23 protein-coding genes and 1 pseudogene are annotated in these 23,887 nt (G+C 46.4%); 6 read left to right on the forward strand and 18 right to left on the reverse strand.

The features are described 5' to 3' along the window. Positions 1-9: 9 nt before the first annotated feature. From NC996_RS07685 to rppA, 4 genes are all read right to left on the reverse strand, one after another. Positions 10-1,659, reverse strand: coding sequence for an efflux RND transporter periplasmic adaptor subunit (locus NC996_RS07685; protein ID WP_190690073.1), 1,650 nt, complete (start codon positions 1,657-1,659; stop codon positions 10-12). A 270-nt stretch (positions 1,660-1,929) separates the two neighbouring features. After that, entirely contained in the window at positions 1,930-2,634 is a 705-nt protein-coding gene (locus NC996_RS07690; protein ID WP_190690214.1) for a DUF305 domain-containing protein, read from the reverse strand. Between the two features lie 262 nt (positions 2,635-2,896). Next, entirely contained in the window at positions 2,897-4,252 is a 1,356-nt protein-coding gene (rppB, locus tag NC996_RS07695) for a two-component system sensor histidine kinase RppB (protein WP_190690075.1), read from the reverse strand. A 71-nt stretch (positions 4,253-4,323) separates the two neighbouring features. Then, on the reverse strand, positions 4,324-5,016 hold the full coding sequence (gene rppA / locus NC996_RS07700) for a two-component system response regulator RppA (RefSeq protein ID WP_190411629.1): 693 nt from the start codon (positions 5,014-5,016) through the stop codon (positions 4,324-4,326). Positions 5,017-5,190: 174 nt separating this feature from the next. On the opposite strand from rppA, the gene NC996_RS07705 reads away from it, so the two are divergent. Beyond that, on the forward strand, positions 5,191-6,021 hold the full coding sequence (locus NC996_RS07705) for a DUF1206 domain-containing protein (RefSeq protein WP_242037718.1): 831 nt from the start codon (positions 5,191-5,193) through the stop codon (positions 6,019-6,021). A gap of 406 nt (positions 6,022-6,427) precedes the next feature. On the opposite strand, the gene NC996_RS07710 is transcribed toward NC996_RS07705, so the two are convergent. The 6 genes from NC996_RS07710 to NC996_RS07735 form a co-directional block, all read right to left on the reverse strand. Further along, positions 6,428-7,069: a ThiF family adenylyltransferase gene (locus NC996_RS07710; RefSeq protein ID WP_190690078.1), complete on the reverse strand. Its 642-nt coding sequence runs from the start codon at positions 7,067-7,069 to the stop codon at positions 6,428-6,430. A gap of 24 nt (positions 7,070-7,093) precedes the next feature. Continuing rightward, the gene (locus NC996_RS07715) at positions 7,094-8,062 is read right to left on the reverse strand and encodes a hypothetical protein (protein WP_190674828.1); all 969 of its coding nucleotides are present in this window, start codon (positions 8,060-8,062) and stop codon (positions 7,094-7,096) included. A 24-nt stretch (positions 8,063-8,086) separates the two neighbouring features. Continuing rightward, positions 8,087-8,887: a DUF5677 domain-containing protein gene (locus NC996_RS07720; RefSeq protein ID WP_190690080.1), complete on the reverse strand. Its 801-nt coding sequence runs from the start codon at positions 8,885-8,887 to the stop codon at positions 8,087-8,089. Positions 8,888-8,926: 39 nt separating this feature from the next. Next, on the reverse strand, positions 8,927-10,135 hold the full coding sequence (locus NC996_RS07725; protein ID WP_190690083.1) for an AAA family ATPase: 1,209 nt from the start codon (positions 10,133-10,135) through the stop codon (positions 8,927-8,929). 72 nt (positions 10,136-10,207) lie between these two features. Beyond that, positions 10,208-10,753 (reverse strand): RNA 2'-phosphotransferase, encoded by a 546-nt coding sequence (locus NC996_RS07730; protein WP_190690086.1) that lies wholly within the window; start codon positions 10,751-10,753, stop codon positions 10,208-10,210. A gap of 18 nt (positions 10,754-10,771) precedes the next feature. Beyond that, on the reverse strand, positions 10,772-11,323 hold the full coding sequence (locus NC996_RS07735) for a hypothetical protein (RefSeq protein WP_190411623.1): 552 nt from the start codon (positions 11,321-11,323) through the stop codon (positions 10,772-10,774). A 732-nt stretch (positions 11,324-12,055) separates the two neighbouring features. Between NC996_RS07735 and NC996_RS07740 the strand changes: the two genes are divergently transcribed. Then, entirely contained in the window at positions 12,056-12,481 is a 426-nt protein-coding gene (locus NC996_RS07740) for a late competence development ComFB family protein (RefSeq protein ID WP_190429778.1), read from the forward strand. Between the two features lie 130 nt (positions 12,482-12,611). Here the strand turns inward: NC996_RS07740 and NC996_RS07745 are convergent, their stop codons facing one another. Both NC996_RS07745 and NC996_RS07750 read right to left on the reverse strand, forming a co-directional pair. Continuing rightward, entirely contained in the window at positions 12,612-12,806 is a 195-nt protein-coding gene (locus NC996_RS07745; protein ID WP_190429779.1) for a hypothetical protein, read from the reverse strand. Between the two features lie 58 nt (positions 12,807-12,864). Further along, positions 12,865-13,101 (reverse strand): hypothetical protein, encoded by a 237-nt coding sequence (locus NC996_RS07750; RefSeq protein ID WP_190690089.1) that lies wholly within the window; start codon positions 13,099-13,101, stop codon positions 12,865-12,867. Between the two features lie 52 nt (positions 13,102-13,153). On the opposite strand from NC996_RS07750, the gene NC996_RS07755 reads away from it, so the two are divergent. After that, positions 13,154-13,795, forward strand: a complete 642-nt coding sequence (locus NC996_RS07755) for a DUF4262 domain-containing protein (RefSeq protein ID WP_190429773.1) — start codon at positions 13,154-13,156, stop codon at positions 13,793-13,795. On the opposite strand, the gene NC996_RS07760 is transcribed toward NC996_RS07755, so the two are convergent. The 3 genes from NC996_RS07760 to NC996_RS07770 form a co-directional block, all read right to left on the reverse strand. Then, positions 13,787-14,056: a hypothetical protein gene (locus NC996_RS07760; protein ID WP_199300373.1), complete on the reverse strand. Its 270-nt coding sequence runs from the start codon at positions 14,054-14,056 to the stop codon at positions 13,787-13,789. The genes NC996_RS07755 and NC996_RS07760 overlap by 9 nt on opposite strands. A 10-nt stretch (positions 14,057-14,066) precedes the next feature. Continuing rightward, a complete protein-coding gene (locus NC996_RS07765; RefSeq protein WP_190429772.1) occupies positions 14,067-14,297 on the reverse strand; it encodes a hypothetical protein in 231 nt (76 codons plus the stop codon). Positions 14,298-14,383: 86 nt separating this feature from the next. Beyond that, on the reverse strand, positions 14,384-15,817 hold the full coding sequence (locus tag NC996_RS07770; RefSeq protein WP_190690220.1) for a hypothetical protein: 1,434 nt from the start codon (positions 15,815-15,817) through the stop codon (positions 14,384-14,386). A 484-nt stretch (positions 15,818-16,301) separates the two neighbouring features. Between NC996_RS07770 and NC996_RS07775 the strand changes: the two genes are divergently transcribed. Continuing rightward, complete coding sequence (locus tag NC996_RS07775; protein ID WP_190690092.1) at positions 16,302-17,750, forward strand: DNA cytosine methyltransferase; 1,449 nt, start codon at positions 16,302-16,304, stop codon at positions 17,748-17,750. 44 nt (positions 17,751-17,794) lie between these two features. Here the strand turns inward: NC996_RS07775 and NC996_RS07780 are convergent, their stop codons facing one another. Next, positions 17,795-18,328, reverse strand: a complete 534-nt coding sequence (locus NC996_RS07780) for a rhodanese-like domain-containing protein (protein WP_190411620.1) — start codon at positions 18,326-18,328, stop codon at positions 17,795-17,797. Between the two features lie 201 nt (positions 18,329-18,529). Here NC996_RS07780 and NC996_RS07785 point away from each other — a divergent pair. Then, positions 18,530-18,841 (forward strand): annotated as a pseudogene (locus NC996_RS07785) (ATP-binding protein); the annotation flags it as partial. Positions 18,842-18,862: 21 nt separating this feature from the next. Here NC996_RS07785 and NC996_RS07790 read toward each other — a convergent pair. Further along, the gene (locus tag NC996_RS07790; protein ID WP_190690095.1) at positions 18,863-20,770 is read right to left on the reverse strand and encodes a tetratricopeptide repeat protein; all 1,908 of its coding nucleotides are present in this window, start codon (positions 20,768-20,770) and stop codon (positions 18,863-18,865) included. Beyond that, positions 20,770-22,053 carry a P-loop NTPase fold protein gene (locus tag NC996_RS07795; protein ID WP_190690098.1) on the reverse strand — a complete coding sequence of 428 codons (1,284 nt, stop codon included), beginning with the start codon at positions 22,051-22,053 and terminating at the stop codon, positions 20,770-20,772. Before NC996_RS07795 ends, NC996_RS07790 begins: the two co-directional genes overlap by 1 nt. 55 nt (positions 22,054-22,108) lie before the next feature. Here NC996_RS07795 and mutL point away from each other — a divergent pair, with 55 nt between their 5' ends. Then, a complete protein-coding gene (mutL, locus tag NC996_RS07800; protein WP_190690222.1) occupies positions 22,109-23,860 on the forward strand; it encodes a DNA mismatch repair endonuclease MutL in 1,752 nt (583 codons plus the stop codon). Positions 23,861-23,887 lie beyond the last annotated feature (27 nt).

The following is a 23,887-nucleotide window of genomic DNA, read 5'->3' on the forward strand; positions in this document are numbered from 1 at the left end:
GAAAGAGAATTATTGACTTTTTACTTTTTCCTGTTTGCTTGCCGAGTCATTAACAATTTCTGATTCGTGGGGTAAAGGTATTGAAGGCAACGCCTCTAAGGTTTTAGGCACCCGGCGCGACTGAGTGCGGCGTCCTAACCAAAAGGCAACGAATGCGATCGCTCCCCCGGCTGGCAAAACCCACAACCAAGGAAGTGAGTTTTGAATGGCAGAAACCCGATTAATCGTGTCTGAGTTTGGAATTAAAGGCTGTTTCTCTTCGCTTTTGCCTTCTGAGCTGCCGCCGCGTAAGGATTGGGCATACAGTTGAATTGCGCCTTGGGTGACAATGCGATCGCCCTCAAACAAACTTCCCTTGACTTCAACGACATCTCCCATCGTTCGCCCCAAGGTGACTTCAACTGGCTCAAAGGCGGTACCATTTTGCACGTAAACTCGCTGCCTGCCATTGGTTTCCACCACGGCTGAAGTCGGAATGACTAAGATAGGCGCGGGAGTTTGGTCGGTTAACACTTCCAATTCTGCAAACATCCCCGGCTTCAACTGTCCACCAGGGTTATCCAGTTCGGCTTTGACTGGCACGACTCGTGTTTCCCCTTGTACAACCGAGCCAATCATCGCAATCTTGCCTGTGAAGGTGCGATTCGGCAAGCTGGCAACCTTCACGTTTACCCGTTGCCCAATTTTCACCTTATTTAAATCTTTTTCATAGATACTCGCCGTAGCCCATACCCGATTATTATTCAGGATGGTCATCAGCTTTGCCCCCGCCTCCTCCACCGATTGACCGAGGGTAATTTCCCGGTCGGCAACGGTGCCAGAAATGGGAGCCGTTACCGTCACCAACCCTTTGTCATTGGCGCGGGTTCCCAGTTGTTGCAGCCGCGTCTGATAAGCGGTATTACTCAGGCGAATCCGGGAATTTGCCACTTTTACAGCTGATTGGGCGCGTTTGAGTTGCGCTTCGGCTTCCAGCACTTCCCGACGGCTGGTTGCTTTGGTCAATTGCGTTTTGGCTTCTGCCAGGTGAGCCAGAGACTCCAGCATTTGGCGACGTGGCAACGCTCCTGCACGCTCCAACTCGCGATCGCGTTCATACTGTTCTTGAGCGACTGCTAGTTCAGTGCGAGCTTGCTGAATGTCTGAGGCGGCTATCTGCGAGTATTGCTGATAATTTTCTTGAGCTAGCTTTAAATCTGCTTGCGCCTGTTGCAGATCCGCTTCGGCTTCGCCTCGTTTTTCCTGGGAACCTACGCGCAGTTCTACTAAGTCGGGTGCGGCGATAACGGCGACGACTTTGCCTGCTTGCACCACTGCACCGGGTTCCACGAGAAGCTCAACGATTTTTCCCGGAGTAGGTGCTGTCACTTCCGCTTTTTGGCTGGGCAACGTTTCAATTTGACCCGTGGTTTTAATGCCAAAACCCAGCCGTTGTTGAGAGACTGGTTTTACCTCGATTCCCATCCGTTTTGCTGTTTGGGCATCTACTTGAATCCCTTGGGGAGTTCCCTGGCTAGCTTCGGTTTCTCCATGAAACTCATCCCCATGTCCAGCATGGGCGAGAACCGAGGTTGGTGCAGCCAGTAGGAGTAGGCTCAGGAGTGTCCCAAATAAGCGATCGCGTGCCTTAGATGGCTTGGAGTTAGGAAAAAAAAGCATAACTAAGGGGTTCCTTGCGTTTGGATGGGATACCGAGGTTTAATTCAGCCCTCTAGCAAGGGCACTTACCTAGTGCCGTAAATAGCCAGCGATGCTGACCGCAACAGCGTTAAACCACCATCTAGATATTAAGTTTGCACAAAAGAATGAAATTAGGATGAAATCAGGAACCCCACCCCAACCCTCCCCGTTCACGGGAAGGGAGAAATCCTGGCCTAGGCGGCTATCGGTGCTGTTTTGTCACCCCTTCCTGCTTTCAATTAATCTGAATTACTTTTTGTACCAAGCTTGTTGCCACTGCTGCATTTTCTCAATTTCTGCTTTTTGTGAAGTGATAATTTGTTGGGACAATTGTTTAATTTCGGGTCGCTTCGACTTATTCAGTGCATCTTCAGCCATTGTTAAAGCGCCTTCATGGTGAGCAATCATCCCATTAATAAAGCGCAGATCGAACTCAGCATCAGCAGCGCCCATATCTCCAGACATCATCATGCTTTGGCGTTGTTGTTCTGACATGGGGACGACGGATTTGTCTGCACCTCCGTAAGCAACCGGCTGATTGCTGGCTTGGGGATACCATGCCTGTCGCCACTGTGTCATCTGATTAATTTCTTTGTTTTGATCTTGGATAATATTGTCAGCCAACTGCTTGATTTCAGGGCGTTTAGATTTTTGTTGGGCTTCTTTTGCCATCATCACCGCACCTTGATGATGCACACTCATCGCGTCAATAAACCGCAGCTCGTAATTACCATCGGCTGGCCCTAAATCCATTGCCATGCTATGATTCATGCCGCTTCCGTGTCCCCTGTGTTCCATGTGTTCCATGCCGCCAGCATCTGATGGGGAGGCGGTTGGGGCTTGGGCTTGGTTTTGAGAGCCACTAGAACAAGCTGTCAGAAATCCGCCAGTCATGGAGGCGATCGCTACCAGGGTGACAGCCAAAAAACCATTTTTAAAAGAATTAATTTGCATAGATAGGGGCATCAATTTATTTAACTATCCTCGCTCCTGATCTGTAAGTTAGTTCAAGAAAGCAGTAGGTATTTCTCAGTGTTTTACAAAAAAATGAAATTAGGATGAAATCCTGATAGGTCATTCGGAAGAAATTTAAAGCATTTAATTAGATAGACGCGATCACGCCTTCCTCATTCTTAAGGTTAACGCCAACAAAAGTACCTTTAATGACGGTTAACTTAAACCAAAATCGAATTAGCCAAAAAATGCAGCAGTGTATTTAATGATGCAAGGGCAGTCTGATTGTAAACGTGCTGCCTTTGCCCAGTTCGCTATGAACGTCGATGCTGCCGTTGTGGGCAGTAGCGATCGCTTTGGCGATTGATAACCCCAATCCAGAACCGCCAGTGTGTCGAGCGCGATCGCTATTTATCCGATAAAAGCGGTCAAAAATCCGCGTCTGCTCTGGGAGTGCAATGCCAACGCCAGTATCTTTTATAAAAATTAGTGCTTGGGTGCTGCTCTCTAAAATCACCGCCACCTGACCCCCAGCGGGCGTGTATTGGATAGCATTCACCACTAAGTTAAAAATCAGGCGATACAGCTGTTCTTCGTCGCCGTTGACGTGCAAAGGTTCTGGCGTGCGAATATCTATAGAAAGCGTCAAATCGGCAGCGATCGCTAGTGCTGACAATTCTTCTGCAACGTCGCTGACAAGATCGTTGAGACAGGCGGGACGATATTTAATTGACAAAGCTTGCCGATCCATACGGGAGAGTAGCAATAAATCCCGAACCAATTCAGATAGGCGATAATTTTGCCGTTCAATGGTTTTTAGAGTATCCCGCGCCTCTAGTTCGCTGAGTTGATTCATTCTCAACGTCGATTCAACGGTTGCTTGGATTGCCGCTAAGGGCGTCCGCAACTCATGGGCGGCATCGGCTGTGAATTGTTGAATTTGCCCATAGGATTGATAAATCGGTTGCATCGCTAGCCCAGCCAACCACCAACTGGAACCGGCAACGACAATCATTGCCATCGGCAACCCCAGTAAGAGAATAAATTTTAGGGCAGTCAGATGATCGTCCAGTTCTTTGAGACTTCGCCCCACCTGAAGGTATCCCCAAGGGCGATTGTCTTCGGTATGCAGCGATAGAGAAATTTGATGAAAGCGGGTGCCTTGGCGATTCTGGAGGATTTGCCACAATTGGGGTGTAGAAACGCGATCGCTTTTATCTGTTGCTGCCAATCCCACTGGCTGAAGTCCTGCCAAGGCAACTGGGCGTCCCGAACTATCTAGCAGCCGCACGTAGTAGTCGCCTTGGTGAATTGCCCCCAAAGTGTGGCGAGTGGGATTTTCTATCTGGCTAACGCATTTTTCCCCAACCACACAAATATCCGGCAAAAGTTGTTGGACATCGGGTTCCAGGCGTCCCGGTTGCTGCAAAATTGGCTCAATACTGTCGTGCAGCGTACCGGCAACTGATTCTAATTCTCGGTCGAGGGCAACCCAATTCGCACGAGCGATCGCTTCATAAACCGCAACTCCACACAAGCTTAATATCACTCCCATGACGCCTGCATACCAACCTGCCAGCCGCCAACGAGTTAGCTGAAAAAGTTTATTTTCATTCACGTTAATTGGTAGTGGGTAATTGGTAATTAGGAAATTTTATTAGCAATTATTTATTTGCCAACAACTAATGACTAATAACTATTCAGACGATAGCCTATCCCGTAGACCGTTTCGATAAAGCGATCGCATCCAAAAACCGCTAATTTACGCCGCAACAATCGCATCTGCGCGGCTACTACATTACTCATCGGTTCTGCACTAAATTCCCAAAGCTGAGTTAATAACTGATCGCGGGTAATAATTTGATTGGGATGCTTCATCAAATATTCCAGCAACTGAAATTCCTTGCTAGTCAGAGGAATGATTTGTTTGTCATCCGATGGATTGTGATAGCAAACTGTATGAGTGCCGTAATCTAAAGTCAGGTTTCCCACTTGTAGTTGTTGGGGGTGAAGCTGAGGCGATCGCCTTTGTAATGCTCGCAATCGTGCCAATAGTTCCGCCATCCCAAACGGTTTCACCAAATAGTCATCTGCACCAGCATCCAATCCAGCCACCTTATCTTCCATCCGATCTTTAGCAGTTAACATCAATACTGGCAGAGGATTATTTTTTCCCCGTAGTCGCTGACATAACTCAATTCCTGATAATCCTGGCAGTAACCAGTCAAAAATAGCCAGCGTATATTGCGTCCACTGGGTTTCTAAAAACTCCCATGCCTGCGTGCCATCCAGAACCCAGTCAACCACATACGCTTCTTGACTGAGAGTTCGCTTAATTGCCGCCCCTAAATCTGGCTCATCTTCAACTAGGAGAACCCGCATAATCCCCTTTTTTCTTCGATTTGCTACACATCAGCAAGGTAGCACTCTGTAGGGGCAAAGAAATTGCGCCTCTACAGCAGTATTTTAAGCACTTTGGTAGATGTAGATAAGAGTAAATATTGCTACAAAATTGGTAGCAAACCACAATTTCCCTGCTCCCACGCAGAAAAAAAAATGCAGACTAGACCAAACCAACCGATGACACCAGATAATGCATCTACATGGGTGGAAAGACTGGCACGTTTGGGCTTTGGGGCGAGAGGGGTAGTTTACGCGACGGTGGGAGTGCTGGCGGCGCAGGCAGCGTTTGGTGCAGGCGGCAGAACCACCGATACAGAGGGTGCGCTGGTGACGATTGTGACACAGCCTTTTGGAAAATTCTTGCTGGCAATCGTTGCTTTGGGTTTGCTTGGTTACGTGTTGTGGCGTTTCGTGGAAGCGATCGCCGATCCGGAAAACAAAGGCACCGATGCCAAAGGTCTTGCATCGCGCCTGGGAGCGGTTGGCAGCGGCTTAATCTATGCTGGTTTAGCCTGGAGTGCGATTAAGCTGATCATGGGTTCGGGAGGCAGCGGTAATAGTAATTCCTCCCAAGACTGGACAGCACGCTTGTTAGCGCAGCCCTTCGGTCAATTTCTAGTTGGAATTGTGGGAGCCGCTGTCATCGGCATGGGCTTCTATCAATTTTACAGAGCCTATAAAGCGAAATTCCGCAAAAAGTGGAAAGTCAACCAGATGAGCGAAAAAGAGGAGAAATGGGCGACCTTTGCGGGCAGATTTGGGATTGCTGCCCGTGGTGTTGTCTTTTCCATTACTGGCTTATTTCTGCTTCAAGCGGGGCGTCTGTCTGACGCTAACCAAGTTCAGGGACTAGGTGGGGCGCTAGCAACACTGGCACAACAACCTTTTGGCCCTTGGTTGTTAGGAATTGTGGCGCTTGGTTTAATCGCTTATGGGATTTATAACTTCGTAGAAGCTCGATACCGCCATTTTGCTACCAGGTAGTCAATTTTCAATGCAGAGGTCATAGCAAAGAAAGGCTTTACGGTGGTTGAATAGATAGTTAGGTATGTTCCTAACTTCAGAGATTTCTATGTCCTATGCTCAACAAGCATGATGAGTTGTTACTGAAGGATCTTAAGCTTCAACCCCTTTGGCTGCTCCAGTTATATGTAGTTCTAGGAGTAGTGGCAGCAATTTCTGGATTCGTTCTTGAGAGCGGAAATCTCTCAAAAGCTGCTTGTCTTGGAGGGGGTTTCCTGATTGCTCTGGGAGCTGAAAAATTAGTAACGCACCGAATCAGAAAGGCTGCGCTTTCTCTGGTTAATAGAGGTTAACTAACGCTATTTTTCAAGCTTATCCTCTCACTTCTCAACCATCGGTAAAATATCTGCACTGTAAAATTCAAAATTCAAAACTTATCAAATGGTTTGACGGCAAAATCTCCCAGTGTCACCGTGAAACTTTCCCGATTACCAGTGGCGACAAAATTAATAATTACTTCACTCGCTACGGCAACAGCCAACATTACTAAATTTCGCGCTAACGGGTAGTCGCAAACGTCATCGTTTACTGGTGAAGGAACGCGGTAAATTTCATTCCAGATAATCTCTGCATAATCGGAAGCTAAGCCAACGTGCAGGCAAGGAATATTTGCATTGATGCAATAATCTTTGACAATTTGACGGCTGGTGCTGTTATCAAAAGTATCAATAACAAGCGTACTACCGCTGAGCAATTGGGCAGCGTTTGCTGATGTTAATTCTTTCGGACGCCCATCAACGGCAACACCCAAGGCACGATAGAGGGTATTGGTGAGAATTTTAGCTTTGTAAGCGCCAACATCTGAACGGTAGTAAGGCTGAGTGGAGAGGTTGCGTTCCTCAATGCGATCGCGATCGATAACCACCAGCTTACCGAAGCCAGAACGTGCCAGATTTTCGGTAATATTTGCCCCCAGCGCCCCCGCACCGCACACCGTCACTGGGAAGTCTTTCAGCTTCGCCATCAGTGCGGATGTTCGGTGGAGTTGTTCGTGAAAGAAGATAGACATTTTTGCTAATGGCTAATAACTAATTCAAAAGTCCCAGTTATCTCGCGCTTCGATAACGCCAACGAGAGATTGCAAGTCAAAATCGCGATCGCGTCCGCTTAGGCAAATCCCAGAACTAATCACTGTCAAATCGCCCTTGTCGATTGCAGAGATGTGACGTTCACCGTTGCGGGTTGTCCACTCGACTTGCCAAAAGTCACCGCGATCGCGCACATCTTCGAGTTCGCCACCACCCATCCCCAAGGCATCGCGCACGCGGCTTTCATCACCTGACATCGCCCGCCGATACGGATCTTGCCGTACCTCTTGGTAGTGTCTGTATGGGCGTTGTGCTTGCTGCTGGCGTCTTGTATCCCGTCGCTGCTGGCGCAAGCGTTCTTCTTCAAGTTGTTGCTGCCTTCGGCGTTGATATTCTTCTGTCTGCTGTAACGCCAAGTCATAGACGGTACGCATCTCTGGCGTCATCCCCGCAAAGCGAAGATTTTCCGTTTCCGTCCCATTCCTCAATTGTTCTCTGAGTTGTTCCGCCACCAGAGGATCGGCACGTCGATCCAGTTCATCAAACCACCAAGCGCTGCCATCCCAACGCGCAATTATTGGCTCAAATGCTGCACCCTCAGTAACTAAATATACCGGCACTGGCTTAGCGGCACCCAAGCGCTGCTGCATATCAGATTCGTTAACAGGGTACGCAAGCCAAGTTTGTCCTTCCAACACATAAGCCAAACGCAGGCGCAACGGCTTCAACAGTCGCAGATATTCCGCCACCTGCGGCAAGTTTGCTTCCTCCACCATTTCAGCCTTTTTTTCGTTCATTGGCTGAAAAATGCCCCATCCTTCAAAGTTTTGTGGCTGCGGTTTAAAGGTATAAACCATCCCCGCTACAGAAGCGCGTACTTTCCCCCCACCTACGCATGGTGCGAGAAACTGAGTATCGCGTAATTGCACTTCCTGTGCAGCAATTTGGTTAAGGAGGTTGCGAATATCTGCCATTTCTTTAGGACTATATTTTTATAGCTATGAGGTTGCAATACTATTAATGGCTTGCCAAAATTCATGCCTAAAAGACTCTGATAAAACCAATTCAGGATCGTGTCCGAGCCTGATTAAAAATTTGCAGCCTAATTGCTCAAGACTGTACCCGCAGATATATAAGAGTGAATGCCATTCTTTTGGCGATAGAAACTCCCCTATTTCATTTGGGTTATCTAGAACAGTTTTGTATCGCCAAGTAACGGCGTGTGTTCCATGTACGTATTGGCAAAGTATGCGGTATAAAGGGTAAGTGCGTTCCCGATTCATCGAACGCAACATAGTACGAATGTCGGGTATTTTCGGGAATGATTTATACTCTGGTGGTAAATCACTAATGGTTGCCTCGCGAAAAAGCTTGATGTTGTCCCTGACCTGCTCACTCTCTAAGGTATCAGCGCCAAGTGCATTCAAGCTATTTATATAGCGATCGGAGAATTCAGTTTCTTCTTTTTGCATGAAGGCAACTAAACGAACCTCTCTTTCAAATGGATCTTCCGGCTCTAGCATCCAAAGTGCATTCATAGCAGTTTCAAAAGCTGAGCGCGAAATAACCACCGCTGAAGGCAGAAGGTAAAGATCTTGTTGAGCTAAAGACACCACACTTTCTACATGACAGATAGTGAGCTTTAATAAATAAGCCGCTTCTACATCTGCTCTACATTTCTCTGGTGGCTGAAATTTTATAAAGTCAGACGCTACGTTTGTTAATTTGCTGACAAGTTCTTCTAAAAATTTTGACGCTTGCTTTATTTCCGGTGTAGTAGACAAAACGGGATTTTTCATACAAAACCCTTTGCTCTATTGATTTGATTTTTTATGGATTTACACAAACCGATGAGCGAATTCATAGGTAAAATCAACTCTTCCCTTGCGTAAAACGGCTGGATCTAATCTTTCAGTTGTATTGCAAGTCATCAAAACCACTAACTTTTGCTTCGTATGAATTCCCGAATCATCAATTACGCTTTGATACAATGTTCCATCCAGTAAGCTCAAAATATGCTCCGTCTTATTATTATTTTGAGCAGCTTCAGAAGCGCGATTTTTGGCTAAATTATCCGCTTCGTTGATAATTAGACAAATTCGCTCTAAGTAACTTGGCGGCACAAAATTCTCAACCGCATCGTGATCCAGAATAAAAATCACATATCCGAGAGGCGCGAGAATTTCTTGTGCTACAGCTTGCGTCCAAGCAGTTTTCCCCGTACCCGGATCTCCGTGGACGAGAACCGCCAACTGGCTTTGGTCGAGAATTGCCTGCTGTACCGTATCGGTAAAACTTTGAATGTCAGCGGGAAACGACCGAATTGGAAATTCGCCGTGAATTTTTCCTACACGACTTTGGTAGCCACTCAGCATCACTGCAAGATTAAAAGTTGCTTTATTAATCAGTGGCGCTAGTTCCTTTGCCATTAGGGTATAGCGTCGCCGTCCCCGATCTAAATTTTCAATTTCTAACCAAGCTTGCTGTTGAGGCCAATAGGCATAAACTGTGTTAATGATATCCAGACGTTCCCAGTTAACAAATCGATCTACCGGAAAATAAAAATATCGATCTAGATAATACTGGGTAATCATATCTGGACGACCCAATAATTCCAGAATTTTGAAAATCGTTATTTCCTGTAGCCGGTTGAGGACGTGTTCAATAGGAATGCTGTTACGACTGACAAATTGAATCACCGGCGAATCAACACTTAAAACGTCTTGGAAGCGATAATCTGGAGTTGGAGGATCTGGGGTGATGTAATTCCAGAATTCATCAACTTCATATCGCGTACTTTCAGAAAATACATTTAAAATATTTGCCCACCAAGTATATTCGTTGCGACCCATTGCATCAGCAATGTCGCTTGCTAAACCCATAGTTTTCTGGCTTAGCTCTTTGGAATCGTTAAATACTAAATGCCAAAGAAATCCCCAGTCTATCTGCCGAGTTAAGGGTCGCCAACCTGCACCTAATAAGCCTTTAGCTTGCGGGTTTTTGTTGCCTGGATTGCTTTCGTCGTTTCCGAAATATCCCGATCCCATAGTTTCAGTTCTTCTTGCTTTGTGATGGAATGATGAGAAAGTAATGCGCTCAGTTATTTCCCCAAGCTGCCATTAAATTTTTTGCAAGTATTCGGCTGGAACGCAATCCACCAACCAAACCCCATTTTCAGAACAGTAAAATTCATATCCTGCTTTGTGCATCGCCGCCGCATCTACAGCAAAAACTACTGGACGACCATGTCGTGCGCCGACAGTTTTTGCGGTGGAAATATCCTTCGATAGATGAACGTGGTGCCGCGACATTTTACACAGTCCTGTACTCAAAATTGATTCGACTGTACCCTGTCCTGTACCGTGGTATAACACATCTGGAGGAACAACGGCTTCTAGCTGCAAATCAACTTCTGTACTATGTCCTTGATTCGCCCGAATTAAGGTACCTGTTGAGTCAAAAGAAAAGCGTTTTTTGTCATTTTTAGCAACAACTTCATCAAGCTCAGCACGAGTAAGCATAAAATAACGATCTGCACACGCTTTTAGAAGTTCATCGACAGCAACCCAGCCACCAGGTGCAAGTTCAAGACCAATGGCTTCAGGAGTATGCCGAAGATGCTTGCTGAGATATTTGCTAATTTTAACTAAGCGAGAATTATTCATTAAGTCGCTCTTTTTAGCTTAACAATACCAGTCATCTTCTAAATATCGCTTGACCAATCCTGCGTGGGATAAAGGACTCGATAAATCGTCTAAATCGCAGTTTGTTTCATAATCTAATAACAATACTGTTTGGTCTGCACTTAGCTGTTTGAGTTCCGCAAGTAGGTTCTGAAGGCGGTTCTCTAGTACCCATTTATACGATGGTAGGTAGATGGCACGACGCGCTTCTACATAGGACAATAATTTGTCTCCGGTTAAGCCTGCACGATGCCCTAGAACCTTGCCGAAAGTTTGTGTCGTGCGCTTGATCCCTTTCATATTAGCGATCGCTAGTTTGCCCGGATCTACATCCGCAGACTCAAAAACTTTTAATCCTTGCCAAATTCCTTCAACGGTATAGCTGAAGTGTCCTGGGGAAAAAGGAACGGGAATTCCACCATGCGGATAAAAAGGGCTAAAGCGAACCCAAGGTTCGGTACTGCGAGAAGTTACGTCGAGAATCGTTGCTGCATCATAGCGTTTACGCAAAGTATCTAGGGATGTGCGGCGACTTTTTACAAAAAGCGGCATTGAGGGCTAAATGTGTAGAGACGCGATGAATCGCCTCTTGAGTCCTGAGTGGGAAAGAAGAAAGGGAAATTGAATATTTGTATTATAAGGTACTACAGGATGGTTGTGGCAGATTCCCGATCGTTTCTATTTTCCCAATCATAGGGGCGCACAGGCGTGTGCCCCTACTGCATTACCGTGCAATGAGTTTGATATTTGGCTAATGCAACTCAGTACCGTCTTTGCCGAGGAGGTAGCGATCGCTGCAAAAGAAGCAACGCGCAGAGAACAAAGGTTTAATAAAGAAGGAAATTAACACCGAGTTTGATGATGAACTTTGTGCTGAATACGACAGCGCTCAAATGCATGGGTATGTCAAGGGGAAGTATGTTGAACGTTACAAACAAAGCACTAACTTAGTATTGCTAGCACCCAATGTTGCTAAGGCTTTTCCAAGTGATGAAGCAGTGAATAAGGCACTATGACTTTTAATTAGATTTTCTAAATCTCATCTGGAAAATCTTGAGTAAAAAATAAATTTACCTTTGATTGAACTGAATGGCGGGCATTGCTTGCCAGGTAATTTTTGGCTCAAACTGGAAGCATCGATCTAAGTCAAGTGAAGTTAATATAAAAGCTTGGGTTGGTGGGCAATGCCATTCTACTCTGTGTAGGGATGTCGGGATTTTCGCGGGCAATGCCCACCCTACAAGAGATCGCGCTAAAAATGAAGCATTGGTACTGATGAGCTATATGACAAATCCAAATTCCCGACCATCAAATCATCCTTTAGCTACGCTAAATTATCTGTCTGAATCATTTGTTGATGATGCAACACCCTTGACTGAATTTGATTCAGGCGAGCCTCCAAAACCTCCGCGACGCAGACCTCCTACTGGAGCAGAGTTTGAGCCAACCTATCTGGGTAAAAGGATCGTCAACGTGATGGAAGAGTTGGTGCAAAAAGAGGCGCTCGCACAGTTGGCGGAAATTGAAGCCACAAGCGATTGCATCCAGAAGCTGAGAGATATTGTTGCCTATGTCTTGAATAGAGTGCCCCCTCTCTATGCCACCACAAAAGAAGGTGCCGAGTATCAGCAACAACGTGCCAGAGACGAACTCCAACAACTGATTTCCCAGCAAGTCACAGAAGCGATCGCCTACATCAATAGACCATAATTTTTACCATAACGACAAGCCAAGTCCCACTTTAAATTTAATTAGTAGGTTGGATTAAGGTAACGAAATCTAATACCCCTTCTATAGTTGGGTTGAGCGTAAGCTCAACCCAACTACATTCTTTGAGCAGTTACTTATCATCCCGTACTGGTAGCGGTGTCTCCAGAATTTCCATTAGCAACTCTAGACGCGAAGGACGAGACAAAAGCAGGATAAGATTCGGCAGCGAGTAGTAGTCACCCGCAAAGCTGAAAGTATCTACTTGCACCTGTTTTTCCTGTAACCGACGCTCCAGCCAATCGTAGGTTTCTATTTTTCTAATCATAAGAGCGCACACTCGTGTGCCCCTACACCTATATACCGTGCCATAAATTTGATATTGACTAATGCAACTCAGTACCGTCTTTGCGGAGGAGGTAGCGATCGCAGTTTTGAACAGAGACAAGACGCGATCGCTCTTCTGTACCAATTTTGGCTCTAGCGATCGCGCAAAGGCTTATCCACCAAGCAATTTCTCTGTAAGATAGCTGCATCTGCTCGTAGAAGATAGATTTGTCATCCGCGATGAAATAGCTAAAAACAAGGCGGCTAAACTTATACTTGAGCTGAGACTTCTGCAATCTGCAATCCTCCATCCCAAGTCAGCGTGACTCCATTTCAAAAATAGACACTATGACACTCAGTAGAGAGCAAGCGCTAGAAACCCTACAAACATATCTGGTCGCTGGAGAACGGCTCAAAGCCACATCATTCCTGGCGGATGCCTTGATTAATAACGGATTTGTTCAAGCTGCTGCCTTGTTTAACGATGCTCAAGGGAAAGAAATTGCCCCTGATGTTTGGATGTCAGCAATAACAACAATTGAAAATACCCCCGAAGGATCTGTAATCGATAATGTTTTGTACAGTCCACATAATTGCCACTTGATGGGCGTTTATCCAAATGAAGAAGATGACGAACCAGAGTTCACATACTCAATTGGACTTTGGTATAACTTTCAACACCCAGAAATCTTATGTCTGGGGCTTCCTAATCGCGTTTCAGGGGGACTGATTAACGAATACGCTCAGGAAATTGCCGAGGGGAATGCCCCACCTCTGGATACTCCTTTGGATGGCGTACTTGCCGACGGTTATCAGCTCCAATTTAAACTTTGTAGTAACAAGGCAAAAACAGAATACACCTGCTGGGCTTCTTGGTTTAACGGAGGTCTCCACTATCCTGTTATCCAGATGATTTGGCAAGACAAAGAATACCGCTGGCCTTGGGAAGAAGGGTTCCGCCCAATTCAAGCTCAACCCTTGCTAACCTGAGTTGTAGGGTTTGCTTGGTATAGCCGTAACTGCCCGTAGTTTTTTAGAGTAATAAGGACGAATCCTCAATTCATCTAAAAACTTTTCGGAAATAATACTATCAATCGGAAAGTAGAACGCCAAATCCCCAGATTTGAAATTACCCTTGGCGGTAATAACCTGATACGCCATCCCTTCAAACGTGCAAATGTCTAATCTGTCTGCATTTGGGTGAGGATTGGCGCTATTAATTTTGACTATTTCTACTTTAAAAATGCTCATGACAAATTTATTAAAATTTGAAATAAGTCTGAATTCTTTTTCCCTTTGCTTTAACGCGAAAAATTCGTTTTAATATTGCTAAATCATCGGGATGCTCTTCGCCAGCAATTTGCCATACGGCAAGGGCTACCACTTTGTACGCTGTCTGTATTTCGCTCATGGCATCTTTTTGGGATGAATATATTTTTGGCAAGGATTTGCCACTAGCGGCAAATCTACATTTATCGTTGATATATTTCACCGATAGCGAAACCTATGCAGTCCAGCGTAGGGTGGGCACTGCCCACCCTACTTTTTTTGTCAGGGTAAGTTTTTTAAAACGTACCCCTACTTGTCATCCCGGACTGGCAAAGGTGTCTCCAGAATTTCCATCAGCAACTCTAGACGCGAAGGACGAGATAAAAGTGGCATCAAGTTCGGCAACGAGTAGTAATCACCCGCAAAGGTGAAAGTATCTATCTGCGCCTGTTTTTCCTGTAACTTGCGCTCTAACCAATCGTAGGAATAACCTACTTTGACGATGAGGACGCTTGGCTCTACTTTGAGATCGCGCTTGTAGGCGTCGAAAGTTTCCACAAAGTAGGGAGCTTTATTTTCTCCTCCGTCCGTCACTAGGATGATTTGCTCAACCAGTTGCTTTCTCAGGCGCATCGCTTCCAACCCGCAACCGATGCTGGTGGCACCGTTTGCCTTGATGTGCTGGAATGCCCGTTCCCAGTCACTCAACTGGTTCCCAGTCGCTTTGACGGGGTAAGGCATGGTGTCGAAAGCGTAGACAAATAAATCTGCCACCGCCATCCCGGAAATGAGGGCAGCGATGCGCTTTCCGACTTCGATGGCGCTTTCCATCGAGCTAGATTTATCGACTAATAAGGCAGTCGGTTTAGCAATTTTGCCACGCTTTTTTACCTGTTCGTCCATGACCCGCTCTAACCGTGCAGCGGTATCGGCGTCTAATTCTGCCGCATCTGCTGCTACACGCGCTTTTAAAGCTGCTACTCGGACATCTCCTTGCGCTTTCTCCAATTTCTCGTCGATGAGTGCTTTTACCTGGGGGTTTTCCATCGCACCGCGAGTTTGGAGTGACTTGAGTTTATTAATCACCTCTTGGGGTGTCATGGAGTTAATTAGCGCGACTAGCACGGTGGGGGTCATTTGTTTGATGGCTCCCACGGCAACTGTGTAGGGAATTTTGTGTTCTACAATCAGTTGCGCTTGCTCTAAGGGTGAAGATGCGATCGCCATCAGCTTTAGCGCAAAGGCTAAACTATCTTCTGGCGGGTTGTCCTTGAATAACACTGCATCCGCGCGATCGCTCGGTTTAATATGCAAACTAGCATACAGGTGCTTCATCGCACTCCGTGCCCGTAGCGCTGCCCGATCGAAGAATACAGGATTTTTCTCCCGTTCCTTCAGATAGCGCCGCACCGCAGTTCGAGTAGAACGCGGCAACTTACCCCGGTGTTGCTTCAAGAAGTCTACAATCCGCGCAACTTGATAAGGCGGAAACTCTTGCAAAAGCACATAACCAGCGTCGCGGTGTTCCCCTAAGCTACTGCTCAGCAAACTCCCCACAAATACCTCTTTGTGGTCGCGGACATCCCCATTGCGCTGATACCAGACTGCTAAATGTCCGTAGAAGATGGGGTCGCTTTCCACCATCGTCCTGTGAACTTCACTCACCTTCTCTAGCTCCCGGTGAGGCGTGGTTAGCAGACTATTTAACATATCTAAACGCAAGTCGCGCTCGGCTGTTTGCACAGGAATCACCTCGATATAAGTCACCCCGTACAAGTTGAGAAAGCTCTTGGTTACTTTGGAAATAAGTATGTAAGCTTTCTCGGTTTGGATACGGGGCGAACGCTTGAAGAATTGGAAATTATAAGCTCCGCGCAAGTCGGCAAAGCCGTTTCACTTTTTCTGGTGCTCTACCACTGAGCTACATCTCCAATTGGAGAGAATGGGATTTGAACCCACGACAACCAGAACCCTAGGTGTGTATGCTTCACTCATCTGGGCGCGGAGCAGAAAAATATAAGTGCCGTCTGCTCTTGGAGATAAAGTCACGTCGCCTAAAAGCGTCGGTTTCGCTTCCACGGCTACTGGCAGATGGCTTCAAAATCAGATACTTCTATATGCTACAAAAGTAATACAAGACCGTCAAGAGACTGGAAAAAAATTTTTGCGCTTTAGAGACTGACGATAGAATACAAATTCTCTACCAAGTCAGAACACCTGTATGGGGATGGTTCATTTCTATCGCCGTCCGGTTGCGGTCGATTTATTTGCGGGTGCGGGTGGATTTTCTTTAGGGATTGAGCAGGCTGGGTTTGATGTAGCGGTGGCAGTTGAAGTTGACCCCGTTCACGCAGCCGTTCACGCCTTTAACTTTCCCCATACCGAGGTTTTGTGTGCCGATGCGAGGACGCTATCCGCTGAAGCGATTAGAAAAGCGTTACAGAGATGGGCATTGCACAAGGGTAGCAGCGGGGTTTCCCCACCCGCACCCGCTTGGAATGGTGAAATCGATTTAGCAATTGGGGGACCCCCTTGCCAAGGGTTCTCTTTAATGGGCAAGCGGCGTCTCGACGATGAGCGCAACGATTTGGTATTGCATTTCTGTCGATTAGTCATTGAACTGCAACCCCGTTACTTTCTCATGGAGAACGTACCCGGCATTGCTCAGAAAGAACACGCGATTTATCTGGAACAGCTCAAGAGCGCGTTTAAATCCGTTGAGTACCACATCACCGAACCCGTGCAGGTATTAAATGCGGCGGATTTTGGGGTGCCGCAGAATCGGAAAAGGCTATTTTTATTAGGAACTCGTGCCGGGGAGGTGCCTTTGTCTTATCCTGTTGTCGCAGGTTTTGTCGCAGGTAAAGGCGTTAAGACAACCTTCCCCGATACTTCATTCCCGGATACTTTATTCCCCGATACTTTATTCCCCGATATTTCCTTGCCAAAGACTTCCTTGCCAAAGAAAAGAGGCAAAAAGAAGAATCCTTTGAGCCTGCACTCTTTATCCTTTCGAGTGACCGTGAAGGATGCGATCGCCGATCTCCCCAACCTAGATGATTTTCCCGAACTCCTGACAACTGATGAAGTCTTGCTACAGCAGCGACAACTAGAGCAGATGGAGACATTAGCCAGCATCTATGCACAGCACTTAATGGGGGTCGTACCCGAACCGAATAATTTCGCCTATCCCCGGCTAGTCAATCCTCATCTGTTGACTAGCTCTCTGCGAACCCAACACACGGCAGCTTCGATTGAACGATTCGAGAAAACAGTGCCCGGACAACTAGAATCGGTGAGTCGCTTTCGACGGTTGAATTGGGATACGCTGTCCCATACCTTACGCGCCGGTACGGGTTCTGGAGGCGGTCGCTACACCTCTCCCCGTCCGATTCATCCAACTTATCCCAGAGTGATTTCAGTCCGCGAGGCGGCGCGACTGCACTCTTTTCCGGACTGGTTCCGCTTCCACACAACAAAATGGCACGGGTTTCGACAAATTGGAAACGCCGTGCCGCCAAAACTGGCAAGAGCCGTCGGGTATCAAGTTATTGCTGCCTTAGGGATCAGACCACCCATGCCACAACAGCCGATAAATTTGGGTGATATCGAGCTAGTGAGGTTTAACCCGTGGGACGCGGCTCACTATTGGATAAGCGTCAATCGTCATGGTTGATTGCAACCCACTACTGAGAACTGACGACTGACAAATCGCTAAATCTACTTTTGTACCTGACTCTTGGTTGCAGAGACAGGATTGTATCCCGGTGCTCCTGGAGGATTTTGGGATTCAGCAGCCCCTTCTGTAGGACCCGCGATCGCTTTCCATGCAGGAAAACCGCCTTTGAGTTCAGCCACGGACTGGAATCCAGCCGAGCGAAGTTCGGAAGCTGCGCGAGAGGTTTCGGTGTCGCTGTCGCCATAGACGTAGATATCGCGGGCGGGACGAAGGCTAGTTTTCGCACGCTCTACTAATTCATCCATCGGCATGGACATGGCTCCCATGATGTGGCCTTCGTTGAAGGCACCGCGCTCGCGCACATCGAGAATTGTTAAAGCTGGCTCGCCCCATTCCAGACGGGATTTCAGGTCATTCACGCTGGACTGCGTTTTCATTCCCGGTGGGGTGGGAGTAATATCTGGAAGGGCTTCTTTTGCCTTAGAAATGGTGTCTTGAACCTTGGCACTAGCGCTTTCAACGCCACTTACGGCTTTGTCTTTAGCGCCTTCAATGTTGTTTTGAATGTCACTCATAAAAAAACTCTAAGTAATTGATCTCTTCAATGGAAATTTAATCAAAATTTGATATTTAACTTCTCTTTCTGGAGAAAGAACATTTAAATAATCCTTCTTTAGGCAGAGTAAAGTGTTAGAATTCCTATCCCAATTGACAAATATTTTCGGCAAAATTGCGGCAAATAAACAGCAACTCTCGCCTAAACTAAACTGGATCTCATGGTGTCTAGTATTCAAACTCTACCGGCAGAGGTAGTAAATTTAATCGCAGCTGGAGAGGTTATTGACTCTTTGGCGGCTGTGGTGCGGGAATTAGCGGAAAACGCCCTTGACGCCGGTGCAACCCGCATCAGCATCTCCCTATCGCCGGAACAGTGGCGGGTGCGAGTCGCAGACAATGGCTGCGGTATGGATTTGGTAGACCTGAAACAAGCTGCAACTGCCCACAGCACCAGCAAAATCCGCGACTTGGAAGACTTATGGAAAATTAGCAGTCTGGGATTTCGGGGAGAGGCGTTGCACAGTTTGGCAGCTTTACCTTGCCAAAGCTAGTTACGAAGAATTAGCTGAATGCGAGTTGCTAGATGCTATCTCAGCACGCATCCTCTCCAGGTTTTCCCGAATAGTAACAGGTTGAGGATGATTTGCTCCTAATGCGCGATCGCTAATTTCTAATGCTCGCAGATACAAAGGTTCCGCTTCGCTGTAGCGTCCTTGACTTTTGTAGAGAAGGGCTAAGTTGTTGAGGTGGATGGCAATTTGTGGATGGTCGGCGGGGAGACTTTTTTGAAGGATGTCAATCGCTTGCAGATACAATGGTTCCGCTTCGCTGTAGCGTCCTTGACTTTCGTAGAGATTAGCTAAGTTGTTGAGGTGGGTGGCAATTCGTGGATGGTCGGCGGGGAGACTTTTTTTATCGATGTCAATCGCTTGCAGATACAATGGTTCCGCCTCGTTGTACCGTCCTTGAGATTCGTAGAGTCCGGCTAAGTTGTTGAGAGAGGTGGCGATTCCTGGATGGTCGGGAGGGAGACTTTTTTTATTGATGTCCATTGCTTGCAGATACAATGGTTCCGCTTCGCTGTAGCGTCCTTGACTTTTGTAGAGAAGGGCTAAGTTGTTAAGGTCAATGGCGATTCCTGGATGGTCGGGGGGGAGACTTTTTTTATCGATTTCAATTGCTTGCAGATACAATGGTTCCGCCTCGTTGTACCGTCCTTGAGATTCGTAGAGTCCGGCTAAGTTGTTAAGGTCAATGGCGATTTCTGGATGGTCGGGGGGAAGACTTTTTTTATCGATTTCAATTGCTTGCAAATACAATGGTTCCGCTTCGCTGTACCGTCCTTGACTTTTGTAAAGTTCAGCTAAGTTGTTGAGGTGGGTGGCGATTCCTGGATAGTCGGGGGGAAGACTTTTTTTATCGATTTCAATGGCTTGCAGAAACAATCGTTCCGCTTCGCTGTAACGTCCTTGACTTCTGTAAAGTTCGGCTAAGTTGTTGAGAGAGGTGGCGATTTCTGGATGGTCGGGGGGGAGACTTTTTTTATCGATTTCAATGGCTTGCAGATACAAAGGTTCCGCTTCGCTGTACCGTCCCTGAGAATAGTAGAGTCCGGCTAAGTTGTTGAGGTCAGTTGCTAATTCTGTTAATAATCCTAACTCTTTTTCTAAAGCAATAGTCCTGCTAAAATATTCTATTGCCAGTTCTTGTTCTTTCTGATAATCTTGAGACTCTCCCCGCTCCACTCTTCTTTTATAAATATTTCCAATTCTGGAATATAAGACAGCCAAGTTAGGATCTTTAGTCCCTCGTTGCTGTTCGATCTGTTGAATTAATTGTTGCAAGTCTTCTATTGGCAGAAAATAAGGATCTTCATCATCTTTATTTGCTAAGTCGCTGTCATCTATAAATGCCCGAAATGGCGCTATATCTTTGATGGGGATTAAAGTGGTTTTTTTAGACTCAAAGCGAAAAACACCTTTGCGCCAACTCCAAAAATCAGGAGCTTTTTTACTTAAATTGCTGAGAATTTGATTATTTATCCAGAGGACAGTTGGATAAGGAAATTCTCGCAATCCTTCCCGCGTCCACTGTAAATAACCGAAAAAAACCTCTTGTTCCGAACGTTCTGCACCTAGCTTTAAGAAATAAAGTTGCTCTGCACCAGTGATAGTTAAAACTGCTTTACCTTGATTTTGTAAATACTCATCTTTTTGTACTAATTCTGCGATCGCCGCTCTAATACTTGGTTCGCCTCGCGCTAATTTTACTCGATAGGAACGAGTCTGCGGAGCTAGTTCAGCTTCATAACGAGCAATTATTTGTTCGCGAAAACTGCTGTCATCGCAAACTGCAATTAATATACTTAAGATGCCTTCGCTAGCTTCAATTGCTGCTAGCAAATCTTCATAAGCTATTTCATTTTTGTCTTCCAAATCTAGATTGCGATCTCGAATCATTAAATCAACCCCCTATCTCTCAACAAATCGATAACTATGGGGTGAACGTCGTACCAATTTTGACGATTACGATACTCTAGTACGTAGAGTCCGTGCAGTAAATCTAAAAATTCTGGACTTTTGGGATCGTCAGGTTCAAAATTCTGGTAAGTTATTTGCAATACTTCATAATCTGCTTTACCCAAAGGTACGGCAAAGTCATTGCGGATATTGTTAACTGCTTCATCTAATATTGTATCGTTAATAGTTAATTGCTGCTGTGGATGCCGTCGCACTAAACGCAAGCAAATTCGACAACATTCATTAGCAATCCGAATTAGTTCGCGTAACACTCCGCCACTAGCAATGACAATTTTTTCTGCTGTCTGTCTTTCTAGTAAAGTATTAGAAATACGCTTACTAATTACCTCGCATAAGATATGCATTGCCTTGTCACGAGGAATCCGATTTGGATGGCGGATGGCTGCTTTATCAAACAATTTAATAACAGGCATGACCACAACTTGATCGTTGGTCTCTGTCTCAATTAAAGGTCTGAGAACCTTATCGCGTAATACAGCAATAGGAATCGTGTAAATAACGCGAAAATGAGGCAAGCAAAGTGCTTTAATATTATCGCGATAAATATCGTTAACTCGTGCTAAGTCGATTTTATCTAAATCGTCTATAATAACTAAAATATCTTTATTGGTTGCTCCCTGAATTACAGCAGCAATTTCATTGATTCGCGCTACCAGTTCAGAAATTTTTCTTTCAAACTCCTGTTTGATTTCATGACGAATCGCGGCATCTGCTTTCAGCTTACCGCCGATAATTTTAAATAAATCAAACCCAGCAGAAGTTTCTGCACTTAACTTCTCTTCCTCAATTTTAGTTTTAGTCGCAAACCACTTATGCAAAGCTTCTTTAATTTTAGGAGGAATTTGTACTTGGCTTTTTTCCGCCTCTACCATTAAATTAACTGCGATCGCAAACAAAATATTGATATGATTTACATCCGACATCTCGATCGTGTCCGAGATAGAAAAGAACACGACAAAATAGCGATCTCTACACCGCCGACCGAACTCAGCTAACAATGTAGACTTGCCACAACCGCGATGTCCCGTAAAAATAATCTTGCCATCAGCAGCAGGACTATCCTCTACTAATTGCTCTAATTCCTCAATGATTTCGCTACCATAATCAACGCGAAATTTCTTGAGTTCATTTTCGTCTATTAGCGGCAATAAGTCTAAGTTCCTATAAGCTTCCCGAAAAGATTCTAATAACTCGCTGGTCATCGCGTTATGCTGTATTGGTGCTAACTACTCATATCATGTCCTATCCCCAAGTTGTCTGGTGTCTGGTATTCAAACTCTACCGACAGAGGTAGTAAATTTAATCGCAGCTGGAGAGGTTATTGACTCTTTGGCGGCTGTGGTGCGGGAATTAGCGGAAAATGCCCTTGACGCCGGTGCAACCCGCATCAGCATCTGCCTATCGCCGGAACAGTGGCGGATACGAGTCGCAGACAATGGCTGCGGCATGGATTTGGTAGACCTGAAACAAGCTGCAACTGCCCACAGCACCAGCAAAATCCGCGACTTGGAAGACTTATGGAAAATTAGTAGTCTGGGATTTCGGGGAGAGGCGTTGCACAGTTTGGCAGCTTTAGCAGAATTGGAAATTTTTAGTCGTTCTGCGGGAAGTTGTGAGGGTTGGCGCGTGGTTTATAACTCAGTCGGGGAATTCGTGCAGGTGGAAACTGTAGCGATCGCGCCCGGTACTGTTGTCACCGTCTCTAATCTGTTTGGCAATTGGTTGGCGCGGCGTCAGGGAATGCCTTCCGTCGCTCAACAACTCAGATCAGTGCAAGCCACGATTCAGCAAATCGCCCTTTGTCATCCTCATGTCACCTGGCAGGTTCAGCAAAATGACCGCCAATGGTTCACCATTAGTCCTGGGAAGACAGCGCAACAGATTTTGCCTCAAATTCTCCGGGAAATCCGACCGAGTGATTTGCAGCATCTGACAGTGGAAGTGCCAACATTCCCAGAAAAAATCCCAGAAAAAACAGGAACAGACACGCCGGGAAGCGGCCGAGAATCCAACTTCACTCTAAACTCAACCCTGACAGTGGTACTCGGCTTGCCAGATAGATGCCATCGCCGCCGTCCCGATTGGGTACGAGTGGCGATGAATGGAAGGCACGTAAAGTCGCCGGAACTGGAGCAAACGATCCTGGGGGCTTTAATGCGAACGCTACCGCGCGATCGCTATCCGATCTGTTTTCTGCATCTTTTCATCTGTGCCAGTCAAATAGACTGGAACCGCCATCCCGCCAAAGCCGAAATTTACTTAAACCAGCTCAATTACTGGCAAGAACAGGTGACATCAGCGATTGAGCAAGCCTTGCGTCTGAATGTGGGGACGATTTTGGAAAAAACCCCAGAGCGAGTCAGCCGCCTGATCAAAGCAGCGGAAGCGAAAAGTGCCTACAGCGTCAATCGTTCCCTGCAATCGCACCCAACCGATACTCAGGCAAAGAAAACTGATGACATTGGATTGATGGAACTCCGAGCCGTTGCCCAAGTTCACAACACCTACATTGTGGCAGAGCATCCGGCTGGGGTGTGGTTGGTGGAGCAGCACATTGCCCACGAACGGGTTTTGTACGAGCAGTTGTGCCAAGCTTGGCAACTCGTCCCCCTAGAACCCCCCGTCATCTTGAATCATCTCTCTCCCGCCCAGATCCAGCAACTCGAACAGATCAACTTAGAGATTGAACCGTTTGGCGAGCAACTGTGGGCGATTCGCACGGCACCCGCACCCTTACGAGAGCGAGAAGATCGTGCCGACGCCCTAGTGGAACTCAGTTTAGGTGGAGATTTGCAAACCGCTCAAGTAGCGATCGCCTGCCGCACCGCCATCCGCAACGGAACTCCTCTCGGCTTGCTCCAGATGCAAACTCTTTTAGAGCAATGGCAGCGAACTCGTCATCCTCGCACTTGTCCCCACGGTCGTCCAATTTATTTGTCCCTGGAAGAATCATCACTTTCCCGTTTCTTCCGCCGTCATTGGGTAATTGGCAAAAGTCACGGGATTTAGGAATATTTGGCAATTTCCATTTTTTTA

The organism is Trichocoleus sp. ST-U2, from assembly GCF_039961875.1.
GTDB lineage: Bacteria > Cyanobacteriota > Cyanobacteriia > Cyanobacteriales > FACHB-T130 > FACHB-T130.